Below are 6,737 nucleotides of genomic sequence, written 5' to 3' on the forward strand. Positions count from 1 at the left end.
ATCCTACGGCGCAAGATGTTCTGAAAAGAACTCGGCCAGCCGTGCGGTCGCCGGGCCGACATATTCCGGCTTGTAGTACATGTCGTAGTGTCCCGCGCCCTCGACTTCCAAGAAGTGCTTCGCCCTCGACGGAGAAAGGTCGAACAGACGCCTCCCCGCCTCGTATTGTCCGGTCGGACCCCGGCGCCCGCCGACGATCACCTGCAGCGGCTGGGTCAGTAGCTCGGGCAGGCTGAACGCGTCGAAACCCAGCAGGGCGCCATAGCTGACGAACAGCAGGCGGTTCGTCGAATTCGGATGCCGATACTCCGACTCTCGATAAAACGTGACCGCCTCCAGCAGCTCGGGATCAGTGATGCCTGCAGCCTCGGCTTCCACGAGGCTATCAGGAATCCATGGATCTCTCCGTGCCGCGGCACCGCGCGCTTGCGCAGTGCGCTCCGCCGCAACATCCAGGAGCGTCTGCCGGGCGTCGGGAAGCAGGCGGCGCATCGCTTCGCCGATGTCATTGGCGACGACCGTGCCCACCGCCTTGAAGCGCCGTTCGGTCAGTGCTGCCTTGATCGCGTAGCCGCCACCTGCGCAGATCCCAAGGAGTCCGATCCGCGCATCGTTGACATAGGATAGCGTCGCCAGATGATCGACAGCGCAATGAATGTCTTCGACACGAACGGCTGGATCTTCGAGATCACGCGGTTCGCCGCCGCTCTCGCCCTGATATGACGGGTCGAACGTAAGCGCTATGAAGCCCTTTGCGGAGAGTCGCTCGGCGTAGATCGCGCCGATCTGTTCCTTCACGCTGCTGCCCGGCGTCGCAAGGACAACCGCGGGATATGCGCCACCCTCGTCGAAGTCCGTCGGCAAGTGGATATTGCCGACGACTTCGATCCCTCTGTTACTGAACGAAACCCGCTTGATCATAAGGTGGTCCTCTTTCCATCGTTCATGGGGTCATCACGATCCGCCCGAGAGGCTTTGCGGCCTCGGCGTAGTCGTGCGCGTGCGCAGCGTCTTCAAGCGCGAAAGATCGGTCGATCACGACGTCGATCTTTCCGGCTGCGGCGGTGGCAAGGAGATCGTCGACGGTGCCGTGCACCGAAGGCCGTTCGAAGATGGATCCCATGAATACCCCGTGGAGCGTCTGATTGTTCTGCATCGGCTGCCATAGATCGACATCGAGCTTTCCGCCGCCGGCATTGCCAAGGAAGACGAGACGCCCTTCCTGTGCGAGTGCGGAGAGCGAAGCTTGCAATGTGGAGCCGACGGGGTCGATCACCAGGTCGACGCCCTTCCCATTGGTCAGTCGGCACGCTTCTTCCACGACGTCGTGCTGGAGTCGGTCGATGACGAAGGTGGCGCCGAGTTCGATTAGACGGGCCTGCCTTTCGCTCGCGCTTGCGACGGCAATCACGGTCGCCCCTGCCCGCTTGGCAAGCTGTACCGCCGCGAGCCCTACGCCACCGGCCGCAGCGTGAATTAGGATCGTTTCGCCTATCCCGACAGCGCCTCGGGTGACCACGCTGTGATAGGCGGAGCCGAAGGAGATGGGCAGCGCGGCGGCCCTTGCCATGTCCAGTCCCGCGGGAACCGGCCACGTTCGCGAAGCAGCGACAGCCCAGAGTTCAGCATGCGATCCCTCCATGCTGAAGGCAGCGACCTTGTCGCCAACGGCACGGGTGGTCACGTCCTCGCCCACGCTCACGACCGTGCCGGCCGCTGCATATCCGACCACCCACAATGGTACCTGTGACGTCGATCTGCGATTGATCAGATCTCCGCCTTCGATGGAGATCGCTTCCACCCTTATGAGGACTTCGTCCGCCCCGCAGACGGGATCAGGCACGTCGACGTATTTAAGCACAGACGGAGGTCCCGGATTGTCGTAGACGGCGGCCTTCATCATCACTCCATTCTTCAACTTCTAGAGACATTTAGGTTGTCTGTGCTCCCGAGAAAGGGTTCGCCATCGGGAACGTCGTGTTGCGCGAGCTGCAACGAGCGGGATCGGACGCGGTCGCCGTTCCCCACCGTGCAACAAGCTGTCGCAATCATCGTCACTTCAAGCGCTGCCCCACGGCCACAAAATAGGAGGCATACCCTGTCGGGCGCATCCGCATAGCTGCGGTTCTCCCGACTTCCCGACTGACAATGAAGAAAGGAATCGAGGCAAATGATCGATTTGAGTGGAAAGCGCGCTTTGGTCACGGGCGGCTCGCGCGGCATCGGCGCGGCCATCGTTGAAGCGCTTGCGGAGAACGGTGCGGATGTGGCGTTCACCTATCAAAGTTCGAGCGAGAAGGCTTCGGCGGTTGCCCGCTCCGTTGAAAGCCGCGGCCGCCGCGCCGTCGCCATCCAGGCCGACAGCGCCGATCCGCAGGCGATCGCGCGGGCTGTCGAAGACGCCGTGGCCGCCCTCGGCGGGCTGGACATCCTCGTGAACAGCGCAGCGATCGGGCATTCGGGAAACATCGCTGATCTGAACCTGGATGAATATCAAACCCTCATGGACGTCAACGTTCGGGCGCCGGTGCTGTTTGCAAAGGCGGTCATCCCGCATTTGGGAAACGGCGGCCGCATCATCACGATCGGCTCGGCGCTCGGCGAGCGGGTGCCCTTCCCTGGTATAACTCCTTACGCCATGTCGAAGGCGGCGCTCACGTCCTTCACGCGCGGCCTTTCGCGTGAGCTTGGGCCGTCCGGCATCACTGTGAACCTGGTGCAGCCTGGGGCGACGGATACGGATGCCAATCCGGCCGACGGCACGGCAGCAGACTTCCAGCGAAGCCTGACGTCGCTGGGGCGCTACGGCGAGCCGAAGGAGATCGCAAACGCCGTTGTCTTCCTGGCAAGCTCCGCCGCGAGCGTCATTACGGGCGCGACTATCACCGCGGATGGCGGCGCGATCGCCTGAGCCATCTTAATCCACGGACGGCCTGACGGACGGGCCGTCCCCTTTCGCTGTGCTCGGGAGGACCTAGGGAGCGCGTCCGACCTGGAGGTTGCAGACGCGCCATGGGGCGTTCATGCCGCATCAAGCGACAGAGCAAGCATATCACTGTTTACTGCTGACCCTGACGCTTTAAAGTCCGAAGTTGCATCGCATCAAGAATCTGAAATCAAAAGCCGAGGATATCGACACGCGATTGATCGAGGCCTGGCCTCGCGACAACCGCATCGCCCGGCGGCGTTTCGAGCTGTTGTCACGCGCCTATGTCGAAGCCCGATATTCCGCAAGCTACGAGATCACCAAAGACGAGCTTCACTGGCTGACAGAGAGGGTGAAGGTTTTACAGGACCTCGTGGAGAGAATTTGCCGGGATCAGATGGATCAAACGAAGGACGGTTGGCGTCGTTCAATGTGTCGAAGCTCAAGCGCTCCATGGATCCACGAGGACAACGCCAGTGCTCTGAAAATCTTGAATATTGCGCGTCACAACTGCGAAACCGTGAACAAGCGCCGTCGCGGCAATGATCGCATCTGCCTCATTGCGGCGGTCCGGAATATGTAAGTGAGCACACCGCGTCGCAATGGCATCATCGACAGATATGACCCGCTCTGCAAACTCCGGGCGAACCCGACTGTCCATCCATTTCCGCAAGCGTGAACCCTGTACCCCATCTCGCCGCTGAATGCTGAGTATTCCCCGCTCAAGTTCCAGAATTGTTATCGCGGATAAAAAGAGGTCACGAGAGTCCTGCGCACTGATCCAGGCCGCCACATTCGGATCAGCTTTACCGTCGCCGACTTTGCGCAGTTCTGAAATGACATTAGTGTCGAGCAGATACTTCAAGAAAAATCGATCTCTCGAGTGGTGATGACCGCCCGTGGTAGATCAAACTCAATATTTGACAAGCCAGGCATCGAGAGCGCATCGACCAGGTTATGGCTCTTGCCGGTCAGGCGCTCGTAGTCGCCGAACGTCATTAAGACATGCGATGGTCTGCCTCGATCTGTAATGACAACCGGGCCGGCCTCAGCAGCCTTTTTCGCGCGGCTGACATCGTGATTCAATTCACGACTAGTTAGACTGATAGTGCCCAAAGCAACCTCCATGTAGGAACGTACCTACATATAAGGTCTCGCGGTCCAAGATGCAAGTCGTTTGAAGCCGCCCAAACGGTCACGGACGGTTGCTGCCACAAATGCTGGCAGCAAAGATCCTAACCGCGTATGGGAAGTGGCTTAGAGGCCCGCCGCTAACGTTCTATCGACAATCTTCAGCAGGTGCGCGGCGCGCGAGTGGCAATTACTTCGTACACTGAATTGAGAATTGGATACCTGGTTCAAATCAAAGGCGCTAGTCTCCCGGATGCAGTGCAGGCGTTCTCCGATGTTGAGGCGCCGAGCAAATCCTAGCACCGCAACAGGTCAGCGCGCGCCCAAACGGCAGCGGGCTGACCACGTTGAAACTCAGAAGGATCAGCTCGCCGATTGAGCAGAGTCGGACCACGGCCGGTTTTAGGCTATGGTGATCGTGAGCGTGGTATTCCCATCGTGGATCCGGGTTCCGCAATCGGATCCCTAGTTGGATCCGCCGGATGGATATCGAACGTAGGCGAACGACTTCGAGTCCGGCGACCAGAATGCCACGTTGATGCTGCCCTGCCCGCCGTTGAAGCTGTTGATGTCGGCGATGTTATCGCCTTCGGGGCTCATGGTCCTGATGATGACGTCCTTGAAGGCAGGATGACCCAGTGTGCCCTGGGGAAATGCAATGTAGGCGATGATTTCACCGTCTGGCGATGGGGGAACCAGTTGACGCGTTCGTCATGGGTGAGCTGCTGTACCTAAAGCCTTCCCGCCCTTTTCAGAGAGCTTGCGCGATTGATGGCGAGCTTCAAAGGTCTTACCGGCACCAGGCTCTGCCAGAATGAGGACGCGATTAAGGTTCTCCAAAGCTCGCCAATGTTGGAGAGTTCCGCCGGCTAACGGGTTGAGAAACACCCAATCCTCGCGCTGTGGTGCCGCGGAAAGAAACGGCTGACGGGGATGACTGTCTGATCTTTCATTTGCCATCGTCGAACGCATCGAAGATTGCAAACGAGCTCGGGCCTTCCTGCATCGCATACGAGGAAATCGTGCCCGGCTCCGCGTTGACGAGAGGTATGGCTGATCTCAGGAAATCGGCGACCTCCTGTTCCTTGCCGGGTTTTGCTTCAAGCGGAACGTAGAGCGCGAATTTGGTCACGGCCATCTCCATGGGCACCTGATCGCGCCGCAAACTACTATACCACGTTCAGCCGCCGGATGTTTCGCGATCGGGCAAATAAAGAAATCCATAGGAAAGCTCGGGGTTGATCTAGGATGGTGAACCCCTCGGAAATAATTTGAAAATAAAGCTCACGGGATCGCGCTCCTGATGGGGATCCGGTCCGAAAACCCGGTGGTTAAATGCTTACTGCAATTCGCGAGATCCGGCTATGTGATTAATTATTTGAAACTAAGTTGTCCAATCTTCCACTCGTAAGCCGGGCACGCGATCAAATTCCCGTCGATTATTGGTAACCATAATCAGTCCCCGCGAGCGGGCGTGTCCCGCAATCAATTGATCATATGGACCAATCGGAGTTCCGCTACGCGCCAGTTCAGCTCGCAGTTGACCGCTATGGCCTGCTGCCATTTCGTCGTACGGCAATACCTCGAGGCGCCCTACGAAGCCCTCCACAACGGAGAGGTTCTTTTCAGGACTGGCTGACTTTTCCGCTCCGTAAATCAATTCCATTAGGCAAACCGAGCTGATGCACAGCTGATCATGGGAACGATTGAATGCGTCTCGCACCTGCTGCGGTCGATTTTTGATCGTAAAGATGCAGATATTGGTATCGAGCATGTACTTCAGCATCAAAACGCCTCACGCTCCTGCAAAGCAGGTTGATCACGCTCGCTCATGAAGTCGGATGTCGCCTCCGCTCCTTCAAACCAGCTGTCCCAGATCTCACCAGCTGGTGCAATGATACGAGTGCGTCCCACCGCAACGATGTCGACACGCTTTACATCATCAGGCAAGGCAACCGCCTTTGGCAAACGGATCGCTTGGCTACGATTGCTCTGGAATACTGCACCCTGCTCCATCTGCACGTCTCCGAATTGCTTGATAACGACGTAATGTAAATAGCCTTCTTGCTGGGATATGTCAATGGGATATACAATTTAGGTTTGCCACACACATGCGAAGGCCTGCCTGCTGTCCTTCTCGGGATGTTTGTATTCAAGTCCCCCGCCCTCTCCTGCAAGTCGGAGGCAGCGGAGCGCTGCGGCGGCTAGGAGTTGGCCTCCCAGTCCCTGCCCGGCAACCGCGCGGTCGGTAGCCAGTCGTGCAAGCTTGAAGCCAGGCACGTCATGGCGGGCAAGACCGCGTGTCATTGCATCAGGCACAGTTGCACGCTCGACTGCCGAAGGCGCGATTGTATAGAACCCAAGAATGCGGTCGGATGCTGTATCATCGATAGCACAGAAGGTCTTCGAGGCGTTCTGCTCATGGCTTTGTYGGGCAAAGCGGAGCAGAAACTCGTTCATCTTAGCGTCGCCGCAATCGAACTCCYCCCGACGGTGAGACTTGGCAATCGGTTCCTCATGCCATGAAGGTAAAGTCATAGGCTGTCAGGCAAACCGGCGATTGCCGCGCGCAGCTTGGCGTTGGGTTTGGGCGGATTTTCCAGAAGCTCAAGAATGCGAAGATGATCGCGCTTTGACACTCTGATCGTTTCCGCTTCCTCGATAATAGCTTCTGCTTCTC

9 protein-coding genes and 3 pseudogenes are annotated in these 6,737 nt (G+C 58.3%); 2 read left to right on the forward strand and 10 right to left on the reverse strand.

All coding sequences use genetic code 11. From position 1 onward, the window contains the following. Positions 1 to 3: 3 nt before the first annotated feature. Entirely contained in the window at positions 4 to 921 is a 918-nt protein-coding gene (locus AC1DJO_RS28655; protein ID WP_112539128.1) for an alpha/beta hydrolase, read from the reverse strand. Between the two features lie 22 nt (positions 922 to 943). Continuing rightward, complete coding sequence (locus tag AC1DJO_RS28660) at positions 944 to 1,900, reverse strand: quinone oxidoreductase family protein (protein ID WP_112444962.1); 957 nt, start codon at positions 1,898 to 1,900, stop codon at positions 944 to 946. A 270-nt stretch (positions 1,901 to 2,170) separates the two neighbouring features. On the opposite strand from AC1DJO_RS28660, the gene AC1DJO_RS28665 reads away from it, so the two are divergent. Further along, positions 2,171 to 2,911, forward strand: a complete 741-nt coding sequence (locus AC1DJO_RS28665; protein ID WP_477974002.1) for an SDR family NAD(P)-dependent oxidoreductase — start codon at positions 2,171 to 2,173, stop codon at positions 2,909 to 2,911. A 457-nt stretch (positions 2,912 to 3,368) separates the two neighbouring features. On the opposite strand, the gene AC1DJO_RS28670 is transcribed toward AC1DJO_RS28665, so the two are convergent. The 3 genes from AC1DJO_RS28670 to AC1DJO_RS28680 form a co-directional block, all read right to left on the reverse strand. Next, positions 3,369 to 3,791, reverse strand: coding sequence for a type II toxin-antitoxin system VapC family toxin (locus AC1DJO_RS28670; protein ID WP_112444926.1), 423 nt, complete (start codon positions 3,789 to 3,791; stop codon positions 3,369 to 3,371). Then, entirely contained in the window at positions 3,788 to 4,042 is a 255-nt protein-coding gene (locus AC1DJO_RS28675; protein WP_112444963.1) for a type II toxin-antitoxin system Phd/YefM family antitoxin, read from the reverse strand. Before AC1DJO_RS28675 ends, AC1DJO_RS28670 begins: the two co-directional genes overlap by 4 nt. Positions 4,043 to 4,522: 480 nt before the next feature. After that, on the reverse strand, positions 4,523 to 4,657 hold the full coding sequence (locus AC1DJO_RS28680; RefSeq protein WP_442208017.1) for a hypothetical protein: 135 nt from the start codon (positions 4,655 to 4,657) through the stop codon (positions 4,523 to 4,525). A 236-nt stretch (positions 4,658 to 4,893) separates the two neighbouring features. Here AC1DJO_RS28680 and AC1DJO_RS28685 point away from each other — a divergent pair. Further along, positions 4,894 to 4,938 (forward strand): annotated as a pseudogene (locus AC1DJO_RS28685) (hypothetical protein); the annotation flags it as partial. 77 nt (positions 4,939 to 5,015) lie between these two features. Here the strand turns inward: AC1DJO_RS28685 and AC1DJO_RS28690 are convergent. The 5 genes and pseudogenes from AC1DJO_RS28690 to AC1DJO_RS28710 all read right to left on the reverse strand — a co-directional run. Next, positions 5,016 to 5,195: pseudogene (locus AC1DJO_RS28690) on the reverse strand (putative quinol monooxygenase); the annotation flags it as partial. Positions 5,196 to 5,441: 246 nt separating this feature from the next. Then, the gene (gene vapC / locus AC1DJO_RS28695; protein WP_112444930.1) at positions 5,442 to 5,843 is read right to left on the reverse strand and encodes a type II toxin-antitoxin system tRNA(fMet)-specific endonuclease VapC; all 402 of its coding nucleotides are present in this window, start codon (positions 5,841 to 5,843) and stop codon (positions 5,442 to 5,444) included. Further along, positions 5,843 to 6,073: a type II toxin-antitoxin system VapB family antitoxin gene (vapB, locus tag AC1DJO_RS28700; RefSeq protein ID WP_037086583.1), complete on the reverse strand. Its 231-nt coding sequence runs from the start codon at positions 6,071 to 6,073 to the stop codon at positions 5,843 to 5,845. The genes vapC and vapB overlap by 1 nt, the downstream gene beginning before the upstream one ends. 102 nt (positions 6,074 to 6,175) lie before the next feature. Beyond that, positions 6,176 to 6,595, reverse strand: a pseudogene (locus tag AC1DJO_RS28705) (GNAT family N-acetyltransferase); the annotation flags it as partial. Next, a partial coding sequence (locus tag AC1DJO_RS28710; RefSeq protein ID WP_477974005.1) for a type II toxin -antitoxin system TacA 1-like antitoxin occupies positions 6,592 to 6,737 on the reverse strand: 146 nt, incomplete at its 5' end. The gene AC1DJO_RS28710 and the pseudogene AC1DJO_RS28705, both read right to left, overlap by 4 nt.

The organism is Rhizobium sp. 05N430 (genome assembly GCF_056396985.1).